The organism is Streptomyces sp. NPDC002004 (genome assembly GCF_053593975.1).
In genome coordinates, this window is sequence record NZ_JBSFDP010000007.1 from 15,596 (window position 1) to 42,088 (window position 26,493).

22 protein-coding genes are annotated in these 26,493 nt (G+C 69.3%); 9 read left to right on the forward strand and 13 right to left on the reverse strand.

The window, feature by feature from the left end:
- Positions 1-314 precede the first annotated feature (314 nt).
- The 13 genes from ACWCP6_RS13715 to ACWCP6_RS13775 all read right to left on the reverse strand — a co-directional run bounded on the left by ACWCP6_RS13715 (position 315) and on the right by ACWCP6_RS13775 (position 15,114).
- Positions 315-1,715, reverse strand: coding sequence for a DUF6177 family protein (locus tag ACWCP6_RS13715; protein WP_450932597.1), 1,401 nt, complete (start codon positions 1,713-1,715; stop codon positions 315-317).
- On the reverse strand, positions 1,712-5,710 hold the full coding sequence (gene eccCa, locus ACWCP6_RS13720; protein ID WP_450932598.1) for a type VII secretion protein EccCa: 3,999 nt from the start codon (positions 5,708-5,710) through the stop codon (positions 1,712-1,714). Before eccCa ends, ACWCP6_RS13715 begins: the two co-directional genes overlap by 4 nt.
- On the reverse strand, positions 5,707-6,834 hold the full coding sequence (locus tag ACWCP6_RS13725) for a hypothetical protein (protein ID WP_450932599.1): 1,128 nt from the start codon (positions 6,832-6,834) through the stop codon (positions 5,707-5,709). The genes eccCa and ACWCP6_RS13725 overlap by 4 nt, the downstream gene beginning before the upstream one ends.
- 23 nt (positions 6,835-6,857) lie before the next feature.
- Positions 6,858-8,180: a type VII secretion integral membrane protein EccD gene (eccD, locus tag ACWCP6_RS13730; RefSeq protein ID WP_450932600.1), complete on the reverse strand. Its 1,323-nt coding sequence runs from the start codon at positions 8,178-8,180 to the stop codon at positions 6,858-6,860.
- 73 nt (positions 8,181-8,253) lie between these two features.
- A complete protein-coding gene (locus tag ACWCP6_RS13735) occupies positions 8,254-8,562 on the reverse strand; it encodes a hypothetical protein (protein ID WP_450932601.1) in 309 nt (102 codons plus the stop codon).
- A 94-nt stretch (positions 8,563-8,656) separates the two neighbouring features.
- On the reverse strand, positions 8,657-8,941 hold the full coding sequence (locus ACWCP6_RS13740; protein ID WP_450932602.1) for an Imm49 family immunity protein: 285 nt from the start codon (positions 8,939-8,941) through the stop codon (positions 8,657-8,659).
- A gap of 294 nt (positions 8,942-9,235) precedes the next feature.
- Entirely contained in the window at positions 9,236-9,688 is a 453-nt protein-coding gene (locus tag ACWCP6_RS13745; protein WP_450932603.1) for a hypothetical protein, read from the reverse strand.
- Positions 9,689-9,718: 30 nt separating this feature from the next.
- Positions 9,719-11,950 carry a hypothetical protein gene (locus tag ACWCP6_RS13750; protein ID WP_450932604.1) on the reverse strand — a complete coding sequence of 744 codons (2,232 nt, stop codon included), beginning with the start codon at positions 11,948-11,950 and terminating at the stop codon, positions 9,719-9,721.
- On the reverse strand, positions 11,947-12,339 hold the full coding sequence (locus tag ACWCP6_RS13755; RefSeq protein ID WP_450932605.1) for a DUF6507 family protein: 393 nt from the start codon (positions 12,337-12,339) through the stop codon (positions 11,947-11,949). The genes ACWCP6_RS13750 and ACWCP6_RS13755 overlap by 4 nt, the downstream gene beginning before the upstream one ends.
- A gap of 62 nt (positions 12,340-12,401) precedes the next feature.
- Entirely contained in the window at positions 12,402-12,713 is a 312-nt protein-coding gene (locus ACWCP6_RS13760) for a pore-forming ESAT-6 family protein (protein WP_450932606.1), read from the reverse strand.
- Positions 12,714-12,733: 20 nt separating this feature from the next.
- Complete coding sequence (locus ACWCP6_RS13765) at positions 12,734-13,066, reverse strand: hypothetical protein (RefSeq protein ID WP_450932607.1); 333 nt, start codon at positions 13,064-13,066, stop codon at positions 12,734-12,736.
- A gap of 657 nt (positions 13,067-13,723) precedes the next feature.
- Entirely contained in the window at positions 13,724-14,755 is a 1,032-nt protein-coding gene (locus ACWCP6_RS13770; RefSeq protein WP_450932815.1) for a DUF6745 domain-containing protein, read from the reverse strand.
- A 32-nt stretch (positions 14,756-14,787) separates the two neighbouring features.
- Positions 14,788-15,114 (reverse strand): hypothetical protein, encoded by a 327-nt coding sequence (locus ACWCP6_RS13775; RefSeq protein ID WP_450932608.1) that lies wholly within the window; start codon positions 15,112-15,114, stop codon positions 14,788-14,790.
- Between the two features lie 172 nt (positions 15,115-15,286).
- Between ACWCP6_RS13775 and ACWCP6_RS13780 the strand changes: the two genes are divergently transcribed.
- The 9 genes from ACWCP6_RS13780 to ACWCP6_RS13820 all read left to right on the forward strand — a co-directional run bounded on the left by ACWCP6_RS13780 (position 15,287) and on the right by ACWCP6_RS13820 (position 26,333).
- Entirely contained in the window at positions 15,287-16,240 is a 954-nt protein-coding gene (locus ACWCP6_RS13780) for an STM4015 family protein (protein WP_450932609.1), read from the forward strand.
- A gap of 6 nt (positions 16,241-16,246) precedes the next feature.
- Positions 16,247-17,212 (forward strand): STM4015 family protein, encoded by a 966-nt coding sequence (locus tag ACWCP6_RS13785; RefSeq protein ID WP_450932610.1) that lies wholly within the window; start codon positions 16,247-16,249, stop codon positions 17,210-17,212.
- Complete coding sequence (locus ACWCP6_RS13790) at positions 17,193-18,350, forward strand: STM4014 family protein (RefSeq protein ID WP_450932611.1); 1,158 nt, start codon at positions 17,193-17,195, stop codon at positions 18,348-18,350. Before ACWCP6_RS13785 ends, ACWCP6_RS13790 begins: the two co-directional genes overlap by 20 nt.
- Before the next feature lies 1 nt (position 18,351).
- Entirely contained in the window at positions 18,352-19,158 is an 807-nt protein-coding gene (locus ACWCP6_RS13795; protein WP_450932816.1) for an STM4013/SEN3800 family hydrolase, read from the forward strand.
- Complete coding sequence (locus tag ACWCP6_RS13800; protein ID WP_450932612.1) at positions 19,155-20,513, forward strand: STM4012 family radical SAM protein; 1,359 nt, start codon at positions 19,155-19,157, stop codon at positions 20,511-20,513. The genes ACWCP6_RS13795 and ACWCP6_RS13800 overlap by 4 nt, the downstream gene beginning before the upstream one ends.
- A 10-nt stretch (positions 20,514-20,523) precedes the next feature.
- Positions 20,524-21,402, forward strand: a complete 879-nt coding sequence (locus tag ACWCP6_RS13805; protein WP_450932613.1) for an STM4011 family radical SAM protein — start codon at positions 20,524-20,526, stop codon at positions 21,400-21,402.
- Between the two features lie 176 nt (positions 21,403-21,578).
- Entirely contained in the window at positions 21,579-21,788 is a 210-nt protein-coding gene (locus ACWCP6_RS13810; RefSeq protein WP_450932614.1) for a hypothetical protein, read from the forward strand.
- A gap of 273 nt (positions 21,789-22,061) precedes the next feature.
- Positions 22,062-22,697, forward strand: coding sequence for a hypothetical protein (locus ACWCP6_RS13815; protein ID WP_450932615.1), 636 nt, complete (start codon positions 22,062-22,064; stop codon positions 22,695-22,697).
- A gap of 120 nt (positions 22,698-22,817) precedes the next feature.
- Entirely contained in the window at positions 22,818-26,333 is a 3,516-nt protein-coding gene (locus tag ACWCP6_RS13820; RefSeq protein ID WP_450932616.1) for a hypothetical protein, read from the forward strand.
- Positions 26,334-26,493 lie beyond the last annotated feature (160 nt).

The window sequence follows — 26,493 nt, forward strand, 5'->3', positions numbered from 1 at the left end:
CGCATCGAGGCCACCGAAGGCCCTTGATGCGGGGCGGGTTGCGGGGCGCGTTGCGGCATGGGGTCGTGCGTCGGGCCGCAAGCGGTTCCTGCAGGCGCTCGGCCGGGGTTCCCGGCCGAGCAGCTTGCCTGGGCGGCCACTGAGCCCGGTGACGGCTGCGCCCGGGTGCGGACGGACACGTGGCTTCCGCTCGAGAAGCACTGCCGCAACACGTCTTCGTCCACTGCCTCATCCTCTGCGGACCCTGGAAGCCGACGACCCCATCGGCCCTGGCATCGACGCTCACGGCCTCGTCATGTCCGTCAGCCGGAGGGTCAGGCTGGCTTCAGGTACCGGGTGAGGTCCTGGAAGGTGGTCCAGGCATGGGGGTCGACTCCGTCGCCGAGGGGGTAGTGGAAGGCTGGTTGGGCCGTGGGGCCGAGCCGTGTGGGCGTGGGACCGAAGGGCGGGTGTTCGGCGCGGGTGAGGCCGACGTTCCTGGCCTCGTCGTGCCCGAGTGTGAACGCGATGGGGATGGGTGGAGCTTCGAGGTGCGGCGGGACGGTCAGGTCACGGCGGGCGCTGCGGAGTGAGGTGAGCAGGGTGACGATCCCGTGATCGGCGGACAGTACTGCGGTGAGGGATTCCATCGCGTCCAGAGGTGGTTCCTCGCCCTTGCCGTAGCCGAGGGAAAGGGTGATCTCTTCTTCGACACCTGCCTGGGTGCGCAGGATGCGGGCGGTGGCCAGGGCAGGGCGGCCGGGGTGGCCGACCGCGATCAGCCAGGTGGGCTGCGGCGCGCGCGATCGGGCCAGGTCGGTCAACTGGCGCATGGACCAAGGTAGGTTGACCGGTTCTGCAGTACTCCAGCCCGCGGGCGGGGCGCCGGTCAGGTGCTGGAAGGCTGCTTCCAGGGCCCGGCCGAGAACGAGGTCTGCATCGGCGGGGTGCCGGGTGCGCAGGGCGAGGATCAGCTGGCGCTCACCGCTGCCCGTGGCGGTCGTGAAGGCCTCAGTGAGGCGGGTGGTGCCGTTGTCGTCGCGTACCGGGGTGAAGGTGCCGTTCTTCCACTGGAGCACGACGCCGGAAAGGCCGTCGTAGTAGCCGTGCTCGGGGTGCTGGACGACCCAGCGGTTGGGCAGGCCGCGCAGGGCCGCGCGGGTGGGCAGAGTGAGCCGTGCGGTGGGCGGCGTGACGATCTGCAGAGAGCGGTCGTGCTCGACCGCGGTGCGCAGGGCGTTGGTGAGCCAGCTGGTCATGGCGACCAAGGGGCGGTCCTGGATGACCACGGCGGTGGTCTCGGTGAGTACGTCGATCGCGGGGGCCTCGGCGGCGGAGGCCTGGGCGGCGGAGACGTCGGCGGTGAGCGGGACCACGTCGGTGGTGGCGGCCTCCGGCGGCCAGACCCTGCCGCCCAGCACGGTGGCCAGCCGTCCGGCGAAAGAGCCCGCGAGCCGGGCGGCCTCGGCGACCGCGGTCGAGGCGCGGGCCTCGGTCCACCACACAGGCCCGTCCGGAACGGCGTGTTCCAGCAGGCGCGCCACTTCGCCGGGGACCTGAACCAGGATGGGCGCCTCCACGGAGACCAGGGGCCGGCCGTCGGGCGAGCAGAGCTGTACAACGGCGCCGTCGGCCAGGGTGTTCATACCGAGGTCGGGGCCACCGGCGTACAGGCCCGCGAGGAGGGTACGCAGATCGGGCATCTTGGGGGTGAGGGCGATGACGTCCTTGGTCACGGGTGCTGGGCCTCTTCGACGACTTCGTCTGCTTCGGTGGTGAGTGCGGTCTGGATGAGCCGGTGGGGGCGTCCCCGGCGGACCAGGGTGCCCCGACCGGGCGGCTGCTGGGACGCGTACAGGCCGGGGAAGAGCAGGCCCTCAGTGCGCTCGCCGGTCATGACGAGGGCGGCTGTCCCGGTCTCGCGCAGGGTGGTCAGCAGCGGCTCGTACAGCGCGCGAGAGGCTCCGGCGGTGCGGCGGGCCAGGACGAAGTGCAGGCCGATGTCCTGGGCGGAGGAAATGTATGGCAGGAAAGGTGCCAGGGGCTGCTGGCCCGCGGCGGTGAGGACGTCGTAGTCGTCGATAAGGATGACGATGCGCGGCCCCGTGAAAGCGGGTTCGGCGGTCACCGGCGCGTCGGGATCGGCCGTGTCCGGCAGGCGCTTTTCCAGTTCGGTGGCGATGCCGGTGGACAAGGCCGCGGCGAGTTTGGAGTTGTGGGCGTAGCCCCCGCGGTACGGCTCGGGGATGACGCCGCGCAGGCCGCGGCGTGGGTCGAAGACGCCGAAGACGAGTTCCTCGTCCGAGTACCGCTCGACGAGCTGGGTGGCGACAAGCTTCAGGAGGTTCGTCTTGCCGCACTCGTTGTCGCCCAGAATCAACAGGTGCTGGTCGGAGCCGAACAGGTCGAGCACGGCGGGGGCAAGGGCGTCCTGGTCGACGCCGATGGGGATCTTCTGCGGTTCGACAGTCGGGGAGATCAGCTTCGCGGCGGGCAGCCTGGTGGGCAATACCCTTACAGGCGGGGCGAGTTCGCCGTGCCAGGAGGCGCGTATCGTGCGTGCGGCACGCTCGAGGGCAGGGCCCAGGTCGTCCGCGCTGGGCAGGTTGTCGATCCGGGGCAGTGCAACCTGCGCGAACAGCCTTTCGTCGGTGAGCGCCCGGCCGGGAGTGTCTGTGGTGAGTGTCTCGGACAGCTTCCGGTCGATGGAGGAGTCGGCGGGATCGTTGAGGCGCAGCTCGATGCGGGTGCCGAACATCGACTGGGTGGCGAGGCGGACGTCGTTCCAGCGCAGCATTCCGGCAACGACGTGGATGCCGTAGCCGCCGCCGCGCTTGAGCAGGTCGGCGATGCCGTCATCGAGGTGGGCGAACTCGTCGCGCAGAGAACCGAATCCGTCGACGAGCAGCACGACGTCGGTGGCACCCAATTCGGGAAGCCGGCGCTTGGCGCGCAGCTGTCGCAGCTGACCGACGGAGTCGATGCCGTACTCACGAAAGAGTTCCTCGCGCTCGGCCAGCATGGCGCGTACCTCGGCGACAGTGCGGGCGGCCCGCTCGTGGTCGGCGCGCCCTGCGATGCCGCCGACGTGCGGAAGGCCGGTCAGCGCGGACAGGCCGCCACCGGCCAGGTCAAGGCCGTAGAGGGCGACGTCGTACGGCGTGTGGGTGAGGGCCAGTGACAGGGCGAGGGTGCGCAGCAGGGTCGTCTTGCCGGACTGCGGTCCGCCGATGGCCGCCACGTGGCCGCCGGCGACGGTCAGGTCCAGCAGCCACGGCTGCTGCCGTTGCCGGGCCGGGTCGTCGAGGGCACCCAGCGGGACAAGCATCGGCTCGTCGCCAAGGGCCAGGCCCAGGCCTTCCGTACCGGCCCGCAGCGGCCCGGCTGCCGAGTCCAGGGTGACGGCGGCGGGCAGCGGGGGCAGCCAAATCCGCCGTACCGGCGGTGCAGCATTGGCGAGTTGGCGGACCATGACGGACAAGAGGGTCGGGCCGGTCTCGCGCCGGGTGACGGCCGGCTCCTCCGCGGCCTCGGCCATCTGCGGTGTGGTGTACGCCGGGTAGGGCCGAGCGAGCGGTTCGTCGTTCCGCTCCTCGCGCAGCGCCGGGCCACGGTAGATGCCGGAGACGTAACCGGTCTTGAACCGCTCGTACGTGGAGGTGTCGACTTTTAGGTAGCCGAAGCCTGGCAGCGGCGGCAGGTGGAAGGCGTCCGTGGTGTCGAGTACGGTGCGCGACTCGTCGGCGGAGAAGGTGCGCAGCCCCAGCCGGTACGAGAGATAAGTGTCCAGGCCCTTGAGCTTTCCGCCCTCGATGCGCTGGCTGGACAGCAGCAGATGCACGCCGATGGAGCGGCCTATACGGCCGATGGACAGGAAAAGGTCGATGAAGTCCGGCTTGGCGGTGATCAGTTCGCCGAACTCGTCGATAACCACGAACAGGTGGGGCAGCGGCTCCAGATCCGGGCGGTCGGTCGCCCGGAGTACCGCGTACTGGCCGATGTCGGCGACGTTCCCGGCGTCCTTCAGGACCTGCTGGCGGCGCTTGACCTCGCCGGCCAGGCTGCTGTGGACACGTTCAACGAGCCCGGCCTGGTTCTCCAGATTGGTGATCACCCCGGCGACATGCGGGAGATCGGCGAACGGGGCGAAGGTGGCGCCGCCCTTGTAGTCGACCAGGACCAGGGCGAGGTCATCGGGCGAGTGGGTGGCCGTCAAGGCCAGGACGAGGGTGCGCAGCAGTTCACTCTTGCCGGAGCCGGTGGCCCCTACGCACAGCCCGTGCGGGCCCATGCCGAGCTGGGAGGACTCCTTGAGGTCCAGCAACACCGGCTCGTGCCGGTCGGTCAGGCCGATGGGGACACGGAGGAAGGCGCGTTCACCGCGCGGGGCCCACAGACGGCGCAGGTCGAGGGCGGCCGGGTCGTCTATGCCGAGCAGGGCGGGGAAGTCAACCGGCCCGGCAATGGGTGTGCCCTCGGCCGCCGACTCCGCGGACAGCCTCAGCGGCGCCAGCATGCGGGCGACGCCCTCGGCTCCGGGCCCGGTCACGGCGTCGCAGGTGCCATACGCGGTGAGGGCGTCGGGGGTACGCAGGTCCTGAACGGTGATGCGGTCGCCGTCGACAGTGATGCGCACGCTGACCTGGTCGGGCTCGTGCACTCGCTGCTCCAGCAGGTGCAGCACGGTGACGCCCATGTCCGAAAGGCTCGTCGCCGAGTCCGGGCGCGGGAGTTCGGCCGCCGTGTCGCCATAGGTGTCGCTGACCACGAGCAGCCGACCGGTGAGCCGCAGCGCATCCTTGCCGGACAGGCCGCGTCGCACCTCGGCGGCGTACGCGGCGCGCTGCCGCAGGTCGGGCGCACACAGCCGGGCCAGCTGCGTGACGTCGCGTGCGATCCGGCGAGCGGCGACCGGACCGTCGTATGCGTGCGGGTCGAGAACGTGAGGCAGCCACTTGGCCCACGTCCATTCCACCTCGTCGGGGACGCCGAGGGCGACGCCGACGTCCTCCGGGGCGTGCATCACCGCGGTCTGGACCAGCAAGGCGCGGGCAACGCGCAGAACGCCGTCCCGGTCACCGACGACACTGACGTTGCCGGCGCGGTCGAGCGGCACGGTGAGCGGGAAGTCGGTCGCGGTGCTGAACCGGCTCTGCAGCGCGCGGGCCTCGTTGAGCATGAAGGGATCCGGCGGGGTCAGCACCCCTCCGGTGGCGTTCTGGCCGATGACCAGCTCCTGCACGGGGACGTCGCCCGTGCCGGCCCGCACCTCGAGGAAGTCGGCGTCCTGACGGCGGCGTTCCCACAGCCGGGCCGGATCGCGTACGACGTCGTACAGCGCCTGCGGCGCCGAATCGAGTAGGCGCGCCCGCTGCCGCCGCTCCCGCTCGGCGGCGCCCAGCTCCTCGCGCAGCTCCTCCAGGTACTCCAGATACCGCTCACGCTGGGTGCGCCGGGTGCGCTGGGCCTTCCCTCGCTGGGACAGGAAAAGGCCCACGGCCCCGAGCAGCGCGACGACCAGAACGATCGCACCGAGCGCGGCGAACTGGCTGTTGCGGATGATCGTCATCATCACGACGGAGCTGATGACGCCGGCCATGGGCAGCAGCGCGGTGACGGCGTTGCCGACCTTGCCCTCGGGCAGGTTCGGGGGCGCCTCGACGGTGCGGGGCGGAACCGGCGCGAGAGGGCGGGTGCTGCGGGCCGGACGATGGACCAGGTGCTGGGTCATCGCACTCTCACCGCCCGGCGCATCACCTCAGCGGCCAGGCGGACGGCCGCGGCACGGGTGTCCTGGCCCAGCATGGCGGTGTGGATGGGGCCTCCTTGGGCAAGGTGACGGTCGTACGGGAGCAGCACCACGGGCACGCCGGGCTCGCGCAGGTGCGCGACGGCGGCCTTCCGGTCGAGTGTGGTGTCGGGCGAGTTGGCGCTGAGAGCGACCACGGTGGTGGCCAGAGCGGAGTGCGGCAACCGGGCCAGCCAGTCCAGGACCTGTCGGGTGCCGTCCACCCCCTCGACGGTCATCGGTGCGACGACCACGCGCGAGTGGGCCGTGTCCATGGCCGTACGCGCCACCTCACCGGGCAGCGTCTCGCAGTCCGCCACCGTCACCGCGAAATACCGCCGCAGCGCCAGCGTCACGGTCCGGTAGGTGCGCACGTCCAGGGGAGCGCCCACGCGCCCGTGGCTTGCGGGCAGCAGCCAGCCACCGTCAGCAACGGGAACCAAGTAGCCGGTCACTTCCGTCAGTTGCATGGCCGGCGTCAGGATCCGTGCGAGGTCCCCGCAGGACCAGCGCACCGACTCCGCGCCCATCCGCACCGGCAGAGTGCCCAGAGCGGCGTCCGCCTCGAGGGCGAGCACCGGATCGTGCCGGTAATGATTGAAGGTACGGCCCAGCAGCGCCGCCACCGTGGACTTGCCGACCCCGCCGCGGATCGACGTCACCGCGATCACCCGGCCGGTCGTGACGGGCTGCTGCACCTCCTGCGCGAGGTGCGTGTGCTCGGCGACCTCCTGCCCTGCCGACGCGGTCAGCCTGCGCAGCGAACGCCCGGTGCGCCGCACCACCGAGTCACCGTGCTGAGGACGCCCCAGAGCGATGGCCAGTCGCGGGTCGACGGTGGGCACGGATTCGGGGGCCGGGAGGGGCACACGGGGGCCGTGAGCTTGACGGGGAGCCGGAGTGGTAGCCGGTATGGGCGCGTCCGGAGCCCCCGGAAAGGGTGCTTGGGGGGATGTCGGTGCACGAGATTCCGGAACCGTCGCAGGAGACGCCGACAGCGGATCGCCAGCGGCGGCGTCGGCCAGCTCCCGCAGCACATCGCGCTGCCAGTCCCTTTCCTGAGTCATGTCGATCCCCATGTCCCGGGCCCTCACGCGAAGGTGCCGAGCAGCCGCCCGTACACTCCGAATACGCCAATGACCAACGGGAACAGCGCGATCACCGCGAGCGACTCCAACAGGTCACCGGCACGCCGCAGCCGAACCCTCATGTGCTCGGCGGGCTCGACGGCGAGCACCACGAGGGGTACGACGGCCAACAGGGCGAGCACGGCAATGGGCGCCGCCCCTGCGGCATGCCCGAGCCACACCATCACCAGCCGCACCGCGACGACCACTGTTGCGACGAGCAGCCCCACGACCTCGACGGCGAGTGGGAAGGCACGTGCGCGCAGCCCCAGCACCACCACGACGGCGACGCTCAGCAGCACCGTCCACACGGAGACCGCACGCAGGACAAGCACGGTGGCCACGGCTGCGGAAGAGGCGACGACGACGGTCGCTATCGCCAGTCCGCGATGCGTGGCCGCGAGTGCGGTACCCACCTCGTAGCGGCTCACTGGAGCTCCGCCCGTGCGTCGGTCGTCCAGCCCGGTCAGCCCCGATGCCATCAACGCCAGCCGCGGCAAAAGACCCAGCGCCACGACAGACACGACGGCCAGCAGCGCACCGACCCGCGCCTGCTGCATCGCACTCCCCGCCCCGTGTTGCAGAGTGATCGCCGCCTCCCACAGCACAAGGCATCCGCCGACTGCGCCCGCACCGATCAGCGCACCACGGCCCAACGGCGTGAGCCACCCGGCGAGCACCAGCGCTGCAGTCGCGGCCACCGCTGCGCCCGCCAGCCTCGCCGCGCCGGGCCAGCCGTAGGCATCCGCCCCAGTCCAGGCCCCGAGCGCGCCCAGTACACCAGCAGTGGCGATCAAGGTGGTGGCCAGCCCTCGGCGTAGAGCCCGACCTGCGAGAACCCCGGCGAGTGCACACACAGCCGCCGCCGCTACGAGTCCACCGGCAACGGCCGAGAGGGTGAATTCACTCCGGGCCAGCACACCGGCAGCCAGGGCCCAGAACACGGTCGCGAGACCGGCGACGACCCGTCGTGTCGCGGGCCGCCAGCGCCACGCGCGTACGTCGAGGTCGTCGGCGACCTCGTCCGTGACGTCGTGGACAACGGGAGCCGACGGCGCGTCCTCCACGCGCACCAGCCGTAGGACAGCCCCGTCTGACACACCGGCAGACTCCAGCGTGCCGTCGTGCGCGAGCGCCGAGCCGTCCGCGGTGACCAGGTGCCGCAACTCGGGCCGTGTGCCCGCCTGGTCGTCCAGCAACCGCATGATCTCCGGCAGCAGCAGACCGACCGGCTCCTGGGACGGCATCACGAGGTCGACCCGACGCCGCTCACCGACCAGAGTCACCCGGCTGAGAGCCGTACGACTACCAGTCGCGAACCGACTCAAAGACCCCGTGGCTATCACGTGTTCGAACCTATCAGTGGGTAGATGGGGCAACGGAGGGCGACGACGAAGGCTGGGACGAGCTCACGGGCGAAGCACCGGGCGAGGGTGGGACGGGGGTCACGTACGGACTCTTCCCGATGACCCGATGCGAGACGAACGACCATCCCACGCACCCTGCGCACGCCACCGCCGCGATCACGAGACCGGCGAACATCCTTCCCATACGCTCGTCCGCGAACCGCCGCTTTCGCTGTCCCCCGAACAACAGAGCGTCTCGCAAGCGGCGGCGGCGTACCGATATTGACTCCAAAAGCTGGTTGTCGTAGTCCTGGGCTGTCACGGTTTTCGATTACCTGTCTCCACGAAGTAGAGCGAACGCCCCCTCAGGTAGGGAACGCGCCAAGCCAGTCGTGCTGGAGGAGGTGCTTGGGCAATTACTCGGACTCGACATCGATGGGGATCCTGCCGTCACAGGCAAGGCATGCGACCGCAAGAGACCGAGGGCACGGCCCCGCCGATGTCCGCCTCACGCTCCTCGTTCCGGGTCCAGTACAACTTGTGGGGTGTGACGCCTCGAACGTGGCAGTGAGTTTCCGCTCCAGCCCCGGCCGACGCAGCCAGTACGTCTGCAGGGTGTCCACCCAGTGGTAGATGCACTTACCATACGGACCTTCCGGGGCACGCAACTGCTCCAATGGAATCTCGCACAACTGCGTCATCCGCTACCGCTCACGACAGATGGCGGCCGGCCAGAAAGCTGTGAGCCAGTTACCGGCGCCGGCATCGGCAGGCTGCAGTTCTTGTGGTTGATGCGGCATTCGACGGGCCCCAGGCTTGCCCCCGTCACGGCGAAGAGCGTCGAGCCCAACTGCATCGCATTGACCGCAAGGTCCCACGTCTCAATTGTGTTTCCCCGCGTTTCGAAGTCTCGACCAGGACCTTCAGCGCTCTCTAGCGAATCACCGAGCCATATGCGCGGTGACATCCAGTCCATCGCGAATTCGGCCCGGTTATTATTCGTTCTCAGTGGTTCGAGATGTCAGGCGCAGAGTCAGCTCTGCACTGGCGAGCATCCGGACAATTTCGATCGGAGGGTTGGCGAATTCCATCTTCACAATATCAACGGGGTCGACTCGACGGGCATGTCCGTCGTTTCCGGTCGCCTCGATGATATAGCGGTATCCAATGGGCCCCGCGGGATCGTCCACGAGAATCCAGCGTGCTCCGTACTTCCGAATGAGGAAGTCGGCGACGAAGGACATCAAGTCGACATGCAGCGTGATCCAGTCGTTTTCCTCGAATTCACCCAGAGGGGCGCGTGAGACATAGTCATCCAAGGCCGGAATGACACTCATCGGGTCACGAGCATAGACCTCGGGAGGTACCCCGAGCATGTCCGCAATATCGATGGCATTCCGATGCCTTTCCTCGCTCCATTCTCGGAGATCCGGATCGTTCAGATTCACTACCTCGTGTGCCTTTCATGAAGTTCTGAGCTACTTGGGAGGTGGCCCGTATTCGATGAAGATGATACGAGCCTGAATGAGATAATTCCTCAGAGGCGCGGACGGGGGCGCATGCAGGAAGACCCACCGCGGATCATAGTTGGGATCCAAGCGTCGAAGTGTCAGATCCTTGTTGATTTGTTCGACGATGCCCTCACTCAGGGGGACTTCGCCCTTCACGGCACGTGTACTGCCGTCCTTGAATTTGATCGTCCGCCATCCAAGATAGTGCTTTACCTCTACGGCCAGCGTGCGGCCGTCCGGCATGTCGACCGGAACGTCCACGTTGCGGCCCCCTGGTCCTTGCACAGGGTAGTAGGGATGGTCGTGGGTCGGTACGCGATAGTGCCGCTCCGGGGCACCGCCCGCAATCTTGCGGACGTAGCTCTCCGCGCCCTTGTAACGGTTCCGACTATGGCGCATGGCCTGCATCTCGCGCAGGGTGCGGTCCGCCGTGCCCGGCGGTAGTGCACGGCGCGTGACATCAAGTTCGTGGTCCGGGCTGCCGGTTTGGTGGGTTTCGGACGATCGCTCGCCCTCTTCGGCAGGCGAATCATGCCCCTCGTGCGGATGCACAGCATCGTTCACGGCCGAGTCGCGTTCGGGTCCAGAGCCATGAGCGCCCTCGCCGCGTCCCGTCCCCGAAGAGTCGTGGCCGTCTGTCCCCCTATCGGCTGCCGGTCGCTGGAACGATCCTTCACTACCAGACCCGCGGGAGGAGCCTTCACGCGAAGCTACGTGGCCGCTGGCGCCCTTGCCCATATACCCTGGCGCCTGCTGACCGGTGCGAGTAGCGCCAGTGGCGTGTTCAGCCCGGGCGCCGGCCCCGACCAGGTCGCGCGAGTGGTCCGCCTGAGCGGGAGTATCCAGCTTCGTACGGTCGTTCGCGGCGGCTTCGTATGCAGCTTCATTCGAGTGTTGGCGGGCGGTGCCGCCGGCGTTATGTACCCGACCCTGCTTCGGCGCGTCGGTGATGACGTCCCCGTGCCTGTTGTACGCGACGAATTTGCCGTCCTCGACGACGAGCTTGGAGCCGTCGGAGAGTTCCAGGACGCTGTGCGGGGCGTGCAGGTCGGGGATGCTGTCCACGCCGCGCAGCCTTGCCGTGACCTCCGCGATCTTGGGTAGGGCGTGTCCCGTGACCTTGAAAGCAGCGTTGACCGGATCAATGGCGTCGCCGACTTTCGCAACCGTCGAGGCGGCTTTGGCCGCGGTGCCCGCCCGTCCTGCGGAGGCGACCTTGAGAGGGCCGGCGCTCAGGGTGAGCAGGTTGAAGACGACGGTGGCGGACGCACGGGCTGGGTTCTCCCTCCATTGGTCCCACGCGACGAAGGACTTGGTGAACTCTTTCGCGTAGGACTTGCTGCCCTGGGCGAAGTCACTCGCGAGGATGCCGGTGGGCTTCTGGCCTCCGGACTCCATCAGGTAGGTCTCGGAGCCAACCAGCACACGGCCGATACCGGTCCACGACTCCTTGAGCTTCTCCAGACCGTTGAGCCCGGTGAGCGAGAACACACCGTCGACGGTGCCCCAGATGTTGTCGACGATCAGTCCGTCCCAGACGAAGCTCTTGAAGTTGTAGTTGAAGTCGTCCGGGTCCCACCAGTTGTGGGACTTGCTCACAGGCGTTCCCCAGGGGAGTTCCTTGGCCTGGTCCAGTGCCTCGGCGCTGTAGCCGTAGAATTCCGCACCTCGCGGGATCAACTGCTTGTCACCCGTGTGCATCACGTACTGAGTGCCGTCGACCAGTGCCGTGATCTTGTTGTGGCATGCGATCTCGGCGGCCGTGAACGCGGCCTGCGCGGCAGCGACATCGTGCATCAGAGCCTGATGCTCTTCGACCTTGTCCGCGTCGTGCTTCCAGTTCTCGTCGAAGTCGCCGCTGCTGGTCTTCAGACCCGCCACGAATGCGGTCGCCCGGCTCTGCAGGTGCTCGAGCCGCTTCGCGATGGGCGCGACCTCGGCCGCGTACGTCGACAGAGCCTCAGCGACCGTGTCGACCTTGTCCGCGAACACATCGGCGGCATCCCGGGCCGGTGTGGTGGAGGCGAAGAGGTCCTCCGCCTCCGGAGCGGTGTAGAAGGCCGACAGCGTCTGGAACTGTCTGTGCGCGGCGTCCCCGGCTCGGCGAATCCCGTCCGCCTCGGTCCGCAGGGCGCTGACGTGCTGGTCCAACTGCCCCAGGTCTCCGGTGAACAGCGGAATGGACTCCGGCTTGATCACAGCCGCCCCGCCTTCCACCCGGCGGGCATGTCGGGTTCGACCATCTCCGCCGCCCGGTGCTGTACACGAGCCGCCATTTCCAGGTCCCCGGCCTGGTACGCCGCGGTGGCTTCCACGGCACCGAAGACCGACTTGCCGACGCGCACACCGATGAATGTCAGCTCGTCCGTGGTACCGCCACTGAACTCCGCGAGCGCGGCGGCGACCAACCCTCCCTGCCGCTTGCCGTTCCCGCTCTGCCCACCGGGTGCGAGCGTGCCGGCCGAGGCGGCCGCGCCTTCCACATCACCGGAGTACGCCTGAACGATGCCGTCCAGGGCCTTCATGACGTCCCCCACATGGGAAATCACGGTTCCCACCCCGGACGGAGTGATGTCCCACCCGTTCACACCCAACCCCCGTTTGCATGTAAGGCGTTTATCGACGAAGGCCTTCGGAGCGGCCCCTGCTGTCAGCCGATGTTGTCGACAGCCGCCCGGGCCTTGGCCAGCGTCGCCTGAGCCGTGGCGTCGTTGTCCCCGAGCGTCGTACGCACGAGGTGGATGATGTGGCGGACCTCGTGAGCCGCACGGTTCCAACGGACTTCCTTGCCGTGGTAGTCGTCCGAGACACCATCGGCCGCGAAGTCGGCCATCGCGGCCTTCACGGCGCGGTCTCGGTCACCCAGAACCAGCTCGAGTTGACCAATGATGCCCTGCAAGCTGCCCTGAACCTCACTCGAAGCGCCTGTGTCGTACGAACGCCGGTCCTGACTGTGTGCCATTGTAAATCCCTCTTGTTCACTCAGCGGGCGCCGAAGCGCGCTCCGTCGAAGTTCGCGGCACCCACGTTCTTGTGTGCGTTGTCCGCCTGCTCCTGGTCGCCGGTACCGAAGGCGGTGTCCATCCCGGACTGGCCGCCGAGTATCGAGTGCAGCGAACCGTTCAGCGCGTCGGTGATCTCGTCGGCGCGCCCCTTGAACGAGTCGAATGCCACTTTGCCCTGACCGTTGAACTTTCCTTCCAGCGGCTCCGCCGCCTGGATGAGCCAACGGATCAATGTGCCCAGGTCGTTGGTCGACGCCAGCGTGCTCTTGCCCAGGTCCGCCAGAGTCGTCGATCCCATGTCGAACTTCATGCATCCGCCCCCGAAAATGTCCTGCCGTCACGGCCGTCCGCGCGCCACGACGTGTGCACGCATGCCGTGTGCACGCATGCCGTGTGCACGCATGCCGCGTGCACATCTCACGACGCCTTCGAACATACTGACGCATCAAACGTTGCAGACGCAACGCAACTTCAGGGAATGTGGCCTGATCATTCCCATCTGTGGCCACGGAAGACGCAGTGCCCCCGGTCCTTCGTGTGCCTCGCGGTGGAACTGTGCTGTTGCACGCGGGCGCAGAGAGCTTCTCTCTGCCACATCCATGGCGGCGATCGTTGAAGCAACAGCCTCGGTACCGAATCCGCCGTATCCTGGGCGGACGTTCGAGCCATCACCATTCCGACCTGGCCCGTCAGCGCATCTCCAGCGCTCGCCGATGCGTCCCTGGCCCACACAAGCGCGGATCCGAAGAGGTTCGCCCGCCTCCCCATCCGGAGACGCGAGCGCCCCAGCACCATCCGTCACCAGGACCAACACGCCGCTCGATCACCATGGATGAGGTGTTCGGCAACGGCAGGCAAAGGGAGGCCAGGGCCGGATCCTGCCCTCGCCGTCGCGGCGTCGGGTGCCCAGGGCGCGGGTTCGCGGCTTCGGCACCCGGGGCGGCGGCCCCGGCAATCCGGAGCCGGCTCAGGTCTCCTTCGCGGGAGCGTAATCGGCCTCCTCCAGTCCGAAGGTCCAGGCGACGCCTTCCCGGGCCGTCCGGGTTCGCGGCGGCACCCGCAGCCAGTACGTGCGGTGGGTGCCGTCGGGCTCCGGCGTGGAGTTGACCACCTCGACCATCACCAGCGGCTCGTCCCCGTCCAGTTCGATACGCCACAGCACACCTGCCTCGTCCCGCTGCACGGGTTCGGCCCCGGACTCCTCCAGATAGCGGTCGTAGCCGTAGTACTCGAGCATCACGCGGCGGAGCTCGGCGTTCTCCTCCTCGCGTATCCGCCGCGGGGTGAGCCCGGCGAGCTCGCCGAGGAATGCGGCGGGGACCGGCATGCCGCGCCAGGCGTGCAGCGCGAACCCGTCGGGGAAGGCGAGCGCCGGTCCGTCCCCGCGGTCCAGCCGGCCCGCCTCGTCCCGGTGCAGCTCCACCGGGCGTTCGCAGACGACCACGGCCTTCTCGTACGGCCACCACCAGCCTGCGGCGCGGGCGACCGCGGCGATCCCGTCGAGCGTCCCCCCGTCGTCCCGGCCCTCGAAGGCGGCCAGCCAGGCCGCGTCGTGCTGGCCCAGGACCGCGTCGAGCAGCACGAGCCGGACGGCCTGCTCACCGCCCGCCGCACCGTCCGCGGCCTCGACCACCCCGGTCCGTATGCGCTCGGTCAACATGACCGTGGCGTCCCACAGCTGTGCGCCTGTCAGGGCCCAGTGCTCGGCCCAGCCGGCCGGCCCGAGCCGGTCGAGGACTCGCTGCCGGGCGGCGGCCCACGGCCGGGTGCGCACCGCCTCGCGGACACTGCGACCGGCCGTGCCGTCCGCCGCGAGCCGTGCCGCACGCGCCGCGCCCTCACGGGGCGAGCCCGCCCATACGATGTGCTCCGGTTCAGCCAGGCCCGCCAGCCGGTAGGCCAGACGCACCCCCTCCTCGGCGGCGCTGCGGTCGGCCGGGCCGGTCGCCGCCGCCACCTCGCGCCACATCGCCGTCGCATCCGTCCGTGCGGCTTCCATCGACGTCGTCACCGTTCCGCTCCCCCGCTGTCTCAGTCCGCCACGACGCGCACCGCGCCGGGCACGTACTCACGCTGGCGCACCACGCGGTACCAGCCCTTGGGCAGCGGTATGGCCGCGTGTTCCTCGTGCACCACCCGCCCGCCGTCCGGGAGATGGAGGTAGGAGGCCGCGAACGGTCCGGCCTCCCGGACCAGCGTGCCCGGCCCGACGACCGCGTGGGCGTGTCCGGTCACCTCGCCGAGAGCCAGCACGAGCCTCCCCCGCGCGTCCCGCGACTGTTGCGGCAGCCGGTCCGTGCCCGGCGGCACGGCCGTCTCCGCCACGGGCACGATCAGGACATCCCCCTGCCGGTACATGCGTGTGCTCCCTTCCCGTCGGCGCCTCGCCGACCGATGTCCAGGACGCTACGCGGGGGGTGTGACAACGCCCCCGGACCGGCCCGCACAGCCCGTTGCCGGCGATGTCAGTGCGGCTTGGTAGAACTCTTCGCGAGTAACTCACCGTGTTCGGGCTCAGGAGGCCAGCGACATGTCCCACGTCGAGCATCTTCAGGAACTGCACGGCCTCCCGGCCTTCGACTTCCCCGCTTCCGAGGCACGGCAGGAGCTGCCGGAGGCGGGCGCCGTGGCCTGGCGGCTGTCCGTCGATCCCTACGAGGACACGGAGGAGGAGTTCGGCGACCTGTGGGACCGCTTCCTCGATTCCGTGGACCCCTCCGGAGTCCGCGCGATCGTGGTGGGTCAGTGGGGTGAGGTGTACGAGGACGACTCCAGTGGCATCGTGCAGCGCCTGGTGGATGCCCGTGACCGGCTGACCGCGCTCCGGGCCGTGTTCATCGGGGACATGGAGATGGAGGAGGCGGAGATCTCCTGGATCGAGCACTCCGATGTCACGCCGGTCCTCGAAGCCTATCCACTGCTGGAGGAGTTCGGGATCCGCGGCGGCACCGGACTGAGCTTCCCGGCGGTCCGGCACAAGCACCTGCGCACGCTCCGGTTCGAGGCCGGCGGCCTCCCCGGCGAGGTCGTACGCGGGGTCGCCGCCGGCGAACTCCCCGCCCTGGAGCGCCTCGAGATGTGGCTCGGCGTGGAGGAGTACGGCGGCGACGCGACGGTCGCCGACCTGGCGCCGATCCTGGCCGGGTCGCGCTTCCCGGCCCTGCGCCATCTCGGGCTGCGCAACAGCGAGATCCAGGACGAGATAGCCGCCGCCGTCGCCGGAGCCCCGATCGTCGCCCAGCTGAAGTCGCTCGACCTGTCGCTCGGAGTGCTCACCGACGAGGGCGTGACGGCGCTGCTCGGCGGCCAGCCGCTCACCCACCTGGCCCGGCTGGACCTCCACCACAACTTCGTCACCGAGCCCGTTGCCCAGCGGATCCGAGCGGGGCTGGAGCCGTCCGGCGTCGAGATCGACCTGTCCGAGCCCGGCGACTCGTGGGAGCACGACGGCGTCGTCCGCCGCTACACCGCCGTCGCGGAATGAGGCGTGATGACGTACGCAGAACACTTCGAGAGCTTCCATGGACTGCCCGTCCACACCCTGCTCGCGCCGTGCGAGAAGGCCCTTCCGGCCGCGGGCGGCACGGCCTGGCGGCTGGACTGCTACGAGGCCGGGGACATGCCGTTCACCGAGCTGTGGCGGAGCTTCGCGGACCGGGTGCCGAGCGAGGAGGTGCGAGCCCTCGTCATCGGGCCCTGGTGGTACGACGAGTACAGCGAGCTGCGCCCGGCTCTGGAGCTGATCCTTGCCGACGCGGAGCGCTTCCCCGCGCTGCGTGCCCTGTTCCTCGCCGATGTCACCGGCGAGGAGTGCGAGATCTCCTGGCTCCAGCTCACCGATGTCACTCCCGTCCTGGAGGCCTTCCCGCTGCTGGAGGAGTTGGGGGTCCGCGGCGGTGACTCGCAGGGGCTCGGCGAGGAGTCCCTGTCGCTGCGCCCGGTGCGCCACGAGGCGCTGCGCGCACTGCGGTTCGAGTCAGGTGGCCTGTCCGGGCAGGTGGTGCGGGCGGTCGGCGCCTGCGAGCTGCCCGCTCTGGAGCGTCTGGACCTGTGGCTCGGCGTGTCCCAGTACGGCGGCGATGCGACGGTCGCCGACCTCGCGCCGATCCTGGCCGGTGGGCGCTTCCCGGCCCTGCGCCATCTCGGCCTTCAGGACAGCGAGTTGCAGGACGAGATCGCCGAGGCGGGCGCCTCTGCGCCGGTCGTGGCGCAGCTCGCATCGCTCAGCCTGTCCATGGGCACCCTCACCGACACCGGCGCCGAGGCCCTGCTCCGCGGCCAGCCGCTGACCCATCTCGAGCGGCTGGACCTGCACCACCACTTCCTGAGCGAGTCCGTGGCGGACCGGGTCCGCACGGCCTTCGGCGCCGCCGGGACCGAGGTCGACCTGTCGGAGCAGCAGACTGCGCACCGCTGGCGGGACGAGGAGTGGCGCTATGTCGCTGTCTCCGAGTAGCCCGGCGCCCGGTGCCGCTCTCCGGTTCGCCGTCGTCGGCAACCCCGAGAACCGGCGGACGACGCTGTTCGCCGATGCCGTCCGCGCGGCGGGCCACGCGGCGCCCCGCGTGCTCGCGTGGCGGGACGTGCTGCGCGGGCGGTACGCGTTCTCGCCGGGCGAGTGGGTCCGGATCGACTCCCCCGGCGAGGACACCGAGGTCGACCGGGTGCTGCGCGGCACCGACCATCCCACCAGGGTGGAGGGAACGGCGCGGTGGTACCGCCGTTTCACCACTGCGGTCCGGGACGTGACGAGTGCGGCGCACCGTGCGGGTGCGACGGCGTCCACCGCCCCGGAGGATGTCGCGGTCATGTTCGACAAGCGGCGCTGCCATGCCCGGCTCGCCGCGGCGGGCGTTCCGGTCCCCCCGGCCCTGACGGGTCCGGTCGGCGGCTGGGACGAGCTCGGGGAGCAGCTGAAGGCCGCCCGCATCTCGCGCGCGTTCGTGAAACCGGCGCACGGTTCGTCGGCCTCCGGTGTCATGGCACTGGAGATGGCCGGCCCCGGACGGGTCAGGGCGACGACCTCCGTGGAGATGGCTCCCGACGGCCGTCTGTACAACTCCCTCCGGGTGCGCCGCTACACCTCGGAGCGGGAGGTCGCCGCCCTCGTCGACGCGCTGGCCCCGGACGGGATACACGTCGAGCGGTGGCTGCCCAAGGCGTCGCAGGGCGGCCGAGCCGCCGATCTGCGTGTGGTCGTGGTCGCAGGACGCGCCACGCACGCCGTTGTACGGACCAGCAGGCACCCGATGACGAATCTGCACCTCGGCGGTGCCCGCGGCGACCTGGACGCGGCCTGCGCGGCGATCCGGGCCGCGGGAGGCAGCTTCGCCGATGTGCTGGACACGGCAGAGCGTGCGGCCGCGTGCTTCCCGGGCACCCTGTGCGTCGGCGTGGACGTCCTGCCGGCCACGGCGTGGCGCCGCTTCGCCGTCGGCGAAGTGAACGCCTTCGGGGATCTGCTGCCCCGTCTGACCGGCCTGCCCGGCAGCGGCGCCGAAGGCCTCGACACCTACGCCTCGCAGGTCGCCGCGGCAGCGGCCGCCGTACGGCGAGCGCAACGCGAGGAGCACCACCATGACACCACCGCTTGACATGAACGACATCGTGGGCAGCCACGACCTTCTGCTGCTCACGCTGGACACACTCCGCTACGACGTGGCGCAGGAGCTGGCGGCGGCCGGACGCATCCCGAACCTGGCCCGGCATCTGCCGGGCGGCGTCTGGGAGCGCCGACACGCCCCCGGGAGCTTCACCTACGCCTCCCACCAGGCGATGTTCGCGGGCTTCCTGCCGACACCGGCCGCGCCGGGTCCGCATCCGCGGCTCTTCGCCGCCCGTTTCGCGGGCAGTGAGACCACCGCGAGCGGCACCTTCGTCCACGACACGCCGGACCTGGTCTCGGGTCTTGCCGCCGTGGGCTACCGCACCGTCTGCATCGGCGGCGTGGGCTTCTTCAACAAGCAGGCACCGCTGGGCACCGTCCTGCCCGGAATGTTCCAGGAGAGCCACTGGGAGCCGGAGTTCGGGGTGACCTCCCCCACCTCCTTCGAGGCGCAGGTGGCCTGCGCCGAGAAGGTCGTCGCCGGACTACCGCAGGAACAGCGCCTGTTCCTCTTCGTGAACGTGTCGGCACTGCACCAGCCGAACTGGTTCCACCTCCCCGGCGCCACCCGCGAGGCGGGTGACACACGGGCCACCCACGCCGCGGCACTGGAGTACGTGGACCGGCACATGGGACGGCTCCTGGCGGCCGCCCGCAGCCGTCGGCCCTGCTTCGCCATCGTCTGCTCCGACCACGGCACGGCCTACGGCGAGGACGGCTACAGCGGTCACCGCATCGGCCATGACGTCGTCTGGACCGTGCCCTACGCCCACTTCTTCCTCGACGAGGCCCGATGACGATCACCGAAGCGGCGGCCGCGACCGCCGTCCGCCCGTACCAGCAGTACGTCTACGCCTATCCGCACAAGACCGCGTACCGCCCGCTGCGCCGGGAGCAGGCGTCCTTGCGCGAGCTGTGGGCCGACGAACCGAAGGACGCCCTCTCGCTCTACTTCCACATCCCCTTCTGCGAAGTGCGCTGCGGCTTCTGCAATCTCTTCACGCGGATCGGGGCACCGGACGGCCTGACCACCGCCTACCTGGACGCGCTGGAGCGACAGGCGGCGGCGGTGCGCGAGGCGCTGGGCGACGGGGCGCGGTTCGCCAATGCGGCCTTCGGCGGCGGCACTCCGACCTTCCTGGAGGCCGCCGAGCTGGAACGGCTGTGCGACCTTGCCGAGCGTGGCCTGGGCGCCGACCTGACCGCCGTCCCGCTGTCCGTGGAGGCTTCGCCCGCAACGGCGACCGCCGACCGGCTGGCCGTGCTGGCCGCCCGTGGCACCACGCGGCTCAGCCTGGGCGTGCAGAGCTTCGTCGACGCCGAGGCGCGGACGGCCGTACGTCCCCAGCGCCGGGCGGACGTCGAGGCGGCCCTCGGCCGGATCCGTGACGCGGGCATCCCCGTCCTCAACATCGATCTGATCTACGGCATCGACGGCCAGACCGAGGAGTCCTGGCGCCGTTCCCTCGACGCCGCCCTTGCCTGGCAGCCGGAGGAGCTGTACCTCTATCCCCTCTATGTGCGCCCGCTCACCGGTCTGGGCCGCCATCGCGGCCGGGCGGCCGGCGAAGCCGACTGGGACGAACAGCGGCTGAGGCTGTACCGCCACGGACGCGACCACCTGCTCGCTCGGGGCTACGAGCAGGTGTCGATGCGCATGTTCCGCCGCTCGGGCGCCCCTGTCACCGGCGGAGAGGACTACGCGTGCCAGACCGACGGCATGGTCGGCCTCGGCTGCGGCGCCCGCTCGTACAACTCCACGTTGCACTACTCCTTCGACTACGCGGTCGACATGCACCGCATACGCGGGATCATCGACGACTACACCGCCCGTACCACCGACGGCTTCGGCCACCCCGACTACGGCTGGGAGATGAACGCGGACGAGGCCCGGCGCCGTCATCTGCTGCAGTCACTGCTTCAGGCCCAGGGGATGTCCGTGCCGGACTACCGGATGCGCTTCGGCACCGCGCCGGGCGACGACTTCACGGCCGAGCTGGACCGGTTCCGTGACCGCGGCTGGCTGGACGACTCCGCCGGAGCGCAGCTGCTACGGCTCTCCGCCGAGGGCCTGGCCCACTCCGACGCGCTGGGCCCCGAGTTGTTCTCGCCGGCGGTGCGGGAGCGCATGGCCGCGTACGAACCGAAGTGACGGAGCTCGCATGGACCTGACCATCCTCTACCGTGGCCCGCTCGCGTCGTGCGACTACGACTGCCCGTACTGCCCCTTCGCCAAGCGCCGGGACAGTCACGCCGAGCTGGCCGCGGACCGTGCCGCGCTGGAGCGCTTCGCCGCCTGGGCGGCCGCTCAGCGGGACGACCGGCTCTCCCTGCTGTTCACACCGTGGGGCGAGGGCCTGGTGCGCTCCTGGTACCGGCGCACGCTCGCGGAGCTCAGCCGGCTGCCGCACGTCCGCCGGGTGGCGATCCAGACCAATCTGAGCTGCCGTACCAACTGGCTGGACGCAGCCGATCCGGACACCCTCGCCCTGTGGTGCACCTTCCACCCCGGGCAGACGCCGTACGACCGCTTCCTGGCCAAGTGCCGGGACCTGGCCACCCGCGGTGTCCGCCACAGTGTCGGCGTCGTCGGTCTTCCCGAGCACCTGGAGCACGCCCGGCGCCTGCGTGCCGACCTACCGGCGCACGTCTACCTGTGGGTCAACGCCGCCGAGGGTCACACCTACACCGACGCCGAGGCCGACCGGTGGACCGCCCTGGACCCGCTGTTCCCGTACAGCCGCCACCCGCACCGCAGCGCGGGCCTGCCCTGCCGTACGGGAGAGTCCGTCGTATCGGTGGACGGCGAGGGCACGGTGCGCCGCTGCCACTTCGTCCGGTCGGAGCTGGGCAACCTGTACGACGGCTCCTACCGGCAGGCGCTGCGCCCCCGCGCGTGCCCGCTGGCCGTCTGCGACTGTCACATCGGCTACGTCCATCTGGAGACGCTGCCGCTCTACGACGTGTTCGCAGGCGGAGTTCTGGAGCGGGTTCCGGCCGTGCTCCCGGCGGTTGGGCGGTTGACGCCCACGCCTCGGTAGCGGGCCGCCCCGTGCATGTGCTCGTCTCGCATCGGGGAGTCCGCACCCGTGACCCTGTACACCCAAAGTCACCGATGGTGACCGAAGGTGGTGCACTCCACCCACGGATGGGGCTCCTGAAGCTCTCAAGGCAGAAGCCCGACACATGTCCGGACAATCCGGGGCACACTGGGAACATGTCGGATGAGGTGCCCGTGATCGTGCATCCGCCGGAGCCGGACGGTGGGCGGCGGGTGACGATCCGTGGTGAGCACGTCGGCACGGCCCGCCATCTGCTCGACGTGGTGGAGTTCCTGCGCCGTGCCGGCCTGCCCCAGGCCGACACCTCCATCGACGACCCCGAGCTGATCAGCTGGCGCGGAGGCGGGCCGGACGCGTGGGCCTGAGCCGTCGGCGCAGTGCTTGCGGCGGGGCCGGACCGCGGCACTCCCGGGGCCACGGGGAAACCACGAAGTACGGCTCGTCAAGTCACGAAATGCGGTGGCGTGACGTGAATCGACGACAGCGGCTTACTGGAGACACCGCCTCCCCCGGCGTGCGGTCCACGGAAGTCGTCCCGGAAAGCCCCGGAGGCGGCATGTGGTGCCGCACAACACGCCCGCCGGCCCATCACTGAAACTCGGAACCCCCATCATCGACAGCGCACGAGGAGAACTCCCATGCCTCGCACATCTCGGCGCCGGCGTCTTGTGATGCCGGCCGCCTCGGCGGCGCTGGCGGCGGGGTGCGCCCTACTGCCTTCCGGCGCTTTCGCCACCTCGGCAACACCGCACACGGACCCCCTGACCGCGACCGCGGCACAGGACGCCTCCGCCGGCACCACCCCCGCCGAGAATTGGAAGGAGATCACGGACTCCCCCACCGGCATCAAAGCCAAGCTTCCCGGAAAGGCCAAAGCAGAGAAGGCCACCAAACGCGTCTACGGCAAGGTCGTCCACAGTCGCGTGTACACGGTGGAATCCGATGACGGGCTCGCCGGCCTCACCGTCCGGGACATGGGCAGCATTCGTCAGCCCCTCACCTACGATCTCCAGGGATTCCTGAACAACTGGAATGCGGTCCCCGGCCAGACCGTGAAACTCACGAGCACCAGCAGCAGGACGACCACGGTCGACGGCCACCCCGCCCTCGACGTGCGCCTCACCAGCAAGGGCGGTATGCCCGCGGCCGGCGCCACGTGCTTCATCGCCGACGGCACCCACCTCGTCCAGGTCCTGACGCTCGGCCCCGCGTCGAACGAGAGGACCACGAAGCAGATACACCAGCAGATCCTCGCGAGCATCCGGATCCCCTGACCCGAAGGCGGAGCAGCCGCGTCCGGCTCCTACAGGCACTACGCCCGGGACCTGCCGGACATGCGCGATGGAATGCTCACCAGTAGCCTCGCAGTGATTACGCTCTGTGAGGAGTCTGTGATGGTGAATGCGGTCTCGGTGGCACTGGGTGAAGTGGCCGGCGCCGACAGCCTTCGATTCGACGAGCCCGGCAACACGGTTTGGTTCACCACGCCCGGCGGCGATGTGCGCAGCGTGAGGCTGCTGGACGGACGGCAGGAGATGCGCGGCCGCGGCTATTGCGAACCGATCGCCGCCATTCCCTTGCGGGACGGGCTCGGCACAGCAGTCGTCGAGCGAAGTGGCCGGGTTCTGGTGGCGTATCGTGGCGCAGCCGACGCTGCGGACGCGTCCACGGTGGTTTCGATGAGTGAGACGCTCCTGGGCGCACACCGTCACCCGGACACCGGTCTCCTCGTCCTCTCGGGCAGCGGGCTGCACGTCGTGGATCTGAACGCCGCCCAAGTCCACACGCTTGCTTCGCCCTTGCCGGGTGCGGTTGCGTTCACCGTCGATGAGCACGGCCGTGAGGCTTTCGTGCTCCGCGTCGACGAGAACCACGTCCAGTACGTGACCGTGGTTCCCCTGGACGGCGGATCCGTGGAGGATTTTCCGCAGCAGTTGTCCGACGTCGTGTGTCTGGTCTCCGCTCCCCACACGGATCACGCTGTCATCACGGTGAGCGCGTCGGGGAACGCATGTGTCCACCGGGCGGACGGCACCATGGGTGTACCGACGGACCTCGGCTTCCCCGTTTCGGGACTGACGCGATGGGGATCGTTGCTCCTCGCGGGGACGGGTGCCGATCTTCAGGCCGTGGAATGGGATCTGGACCCCGGTACGTTGCCGGTCACTCTCCCGTTGTCGCCGCTGTTCGTCGGCGGGTACGCCGACGTCCTGTTCGATCCGGCCGCCGTCGGTCTGACGGCGGACGAGATCGAGTTCACGGTGGACGAGGGGCGGGGTGCGGGAACCGTCTCGGCAGGCGTCGAGCCGCTTGCGCCGGACGGGTCGACCGTGGTCACGCTCATCGCGGGCTTCCAACAGGGAGAGTTCCATCTTGTTGCCCGACGTCGCAGCTCGGCAGAGATTCTGGCGGTCCGCAGATTCCGTGTCACGGCCTGCTGGCCCGACCCTGCGGTGGGTCCGCCGATCGCCGTGACCGGCGAGCGAGGGCTGCGAACGCTGAATTGGGGTGGCGCCGGCAGCGGGGCGGGCTACACGGCCGGGCCGCATGCACCGGGTGTCTGGCGCGTAGCGGTCGTGCTCGTCGCGACCGCGGAGGTCGCATTCGGGGATCCGGATGCGACGGCCCAGGCCTGGCGCGATCACGTCGTCGGGGACGCCGTCTCGGCGAAGAGATACTTCGAGGAGGTTTCCTACTTCAACCGGGACAACGGGATTCCCCATCCGACCGGTATGACGGTGAAGCTCCTCGGTGACCGTGTCCTGGGACCTGTCGACCTCGATCTCGGGTGGGGCGACCTGTTCACGCCGTACAACCCGGGCGACCCGGACGGTGGGTGGACGGACCTCGACGGCACCAAACAGGCACTCGCGAACGCGATCAGCAGGTATCTGCTCGACGAGCCGGACGGATTCGAGATCGGCAGGGACGCCGACGCCTACGTCATCGTCGTGTGCAACGCATCCAACGCACCGGAACCCTCGGGTGGCACGCCCCTTCCGACGAAATTCGTCTGGGGTCACGCGAGCCGGCCCCAGACAGCACCGGTCTTCACGCGCAAGGACCCGGTGGCGGGCTTCCTCGGGCAGGGTCCACGGCCCGTCACCCTCATGCCGCACGTCTATCCGCATGCCATCGACCCCACCTCACCCCTCAGCGAGAAGAAGCCCGAAAGGGTTCTGTGCCATGAGCTGTGCCATACCCTCGGCCTGGACGACCTCTACGAGAGTCCTGACTATCCCGCCGAGGTGAATGCTCGCGTCGCCAGTCGGATCGAACTCATGGCCAACGAGAAGAAGCTGCCGCATCTGTCGATCGCCAACCGCCTGCGCCTGGGCTGGGTCCAGCCGTCATGGCTGCGCCGGTTCGACTTCGCACAGAACCCCAACGGCGACACGGTGACACTCCACGCCATCGAGGACCTGGCTCAAACCGGTCCTCCAGCCGGAGAGTTCGCCGGCATCGAGGTCCCCATCGACGGGCACCGCAGCTACTTCTTCGAGTACCGGCGAATGCAGGTCGGCATGGTCGGCGACCAGAAGATGGACGATCTGTCGTCGGACATCTTCCCCAGCTTCGTTCTCGGAACCGACGTCGACGCCCTGACGCAATATCCCGCTCGGCCGCCCGTCCTGCTTCTGCCGGAAGAGCCGGATGCAGCGGCCGGGCCGATTCTGGACCTGGTGGGCGATCGATTCCGGGACAACGACGTCACGGACCCGGAGCGGATGTTCGACTTCCAAGTACGACTGTCCTCCCTGGGAGGAAGTTCCAATACGGCTCAGGTGGAGGTCACGTACGTCGGGGCCCACCGTCCGCAGCTTGTGCTGAATCCCGCACCAGGCCGCGGAAACTACAGAAGTCCCGACATCGACCTGATCAACCCTCTTGGCACGTTCTCCACCAACAGTGTCGTCAAAGGCGTACCGAACCGCGTACGTGTGACCGTCCACAACGTCGGAGTGCTGGACGCCACCAACGTGGTGACCCACGTCAAGTGGATCCCGTTCACCACGACGGCCGGCGACTGGGTGCAGCTCCCCGATCCTCCGCCGCTGCCGGTCGTACCCGCGCACGGCACGGCAACGTTCGACGTGATCTGGGACGTACCCAAGTCCTTGAAGGTCAACGGAATCGAAGTCGAACACTTCTGTTTCCACGCGGAAATCGAGCAGTTCCACGACCCCACACATGCGCACGACGAATGGGTCACCCATGACAACTGGGCACAGTCGAACTTTTCGACGGTCTCGGTAGGGAGCGGCTCACCCTCTCGGCGCATCCGCACCGTCATGGGCGTGGCGAACAGCTGCCCCCGGACCGCCACGTATCTGCTCGGCGTGAACCAGACAAGCGAACTCTTCCGTGTCTACATCGGAAACGCCTGGCTGGAACTCGGCCCGGATGAGAGCAGGCCTGTGGAGTTCGCCTACGAGTCGCTCGCGGGAGACCCCGAGCTCGGCGGCTACTTCGCCGAGCACGCCGAAACGCTGATGCGGAATCCGAACAAGCTCGCGATCTCGGCATGGCGCCGGCCGTCCTCCGGATCCGAATGTGCGACAGCGGTCGAGGAGTTCGGCGCCAACCTCGAAATGCACGCCGGGCAGCGTTGCTGGTTCGAGGACATTCATCGCGAGGACGAAGTGGTGACCGCCCGTGTACTGACCACGGAGGACGCCGAGGTGGTGCCCGTCACGAGCGGCACCGTGTATCTGTCGGCCTGGCCGACGAACGATCCGGAGGACCTCCCGGAAGTGACACAGGGGGTGATCGACGACGGCTACGCCCGCGTCCTCCTTCACCGGGACACTCTGGCCCTGCTCGCCCGGGGCGAGCCCGTCACGGGTCTGCTCGCCATGCCGGGCACGGGCCGCTGTGCCCGGACCGTTTCGGAACCGCTCACCTGGTGAATCCGTCGGCCGCGCGGCGTGCGTTCTCGCGGGCTGCGAAGAACCGCAGCCTCCCCGGTGGGCGGGACGGGTAAGGCAGGCGGGGAACATGGGGCCATGGGGTCAGCCGTAATACGGATACGGGGGCTGGTCCCATCGTCCGGCACGCCGGTGCCGGGTT